Source organism: Bowmanella dokdonensis (assembly GCF_017254865.1).
GTDB classification, from domain to species: Bacteria; Pseudomonadota; Gammaproteobacteria; order Enterobacterales; family Alteromonadaceae; genus Bowmanella; species Bowmanella dokdonensis.
The window spans coordinates 1-375 of the sequence record NZ_JAFKCV010000157.1; the positions used below are offsets into that span (position 1 = coordinate 1).

1 protein-coding gene and 1 pseudogene are annotated in these 375 nt (G+C 52.0%); both read right to left on the reverse strand.

Annotated elements, in window-relative coordinates; translation table 11 throughout:
* Positions 1–185, reverse strand: a pseudogene (locus J0A66_RS22015) (ABC transporter permease); the annotation flags it as partial.
* Positions 182–375: hypothetical protein (locus J0A66_RS22020; RefSeq protein ID WP_206575979.1), on the reverse strand; the 194-nt coding region annotated here is incomplete at its 5' end. The pseudogene J0A66_RS22015 and the gene J0A66_RS22020, both read right to left, overlap by 4 nt.

Sequence of the window (375 nt, forward strand, 5' to 3'; positions counted from 1 at the left end):
GCTAAACTTGCCAGACTAGCAATAGTGGAGGCAATGGAGCTAAACCCCACCTGACCGGCGGCTGCCGCACCAAACCAGGCAATACCCGCCGCCAGCATCACAAACAGCAAACTGATGGCCAGTAACCAGCGATTGCGCAGGCCATCTTGCAACTCTTTTAACGCGATAAAAAGAATCGGCTTCATGGGGCACTCCTATGAGCAGATGGCTGAGTCATAAAATGGCTGTAGATCTCTTCCATATTGGCCTGACGCACTTCGATATCCTCGGCATCGCCCTGCTCTAACAGAATTTTCAGCACCTGTTGCTTGGCGCCGTTATGGGTGGCCACTTCCAAATTATCCTCTCCTACCAAGCGGGCGTTAAATCCTTCAC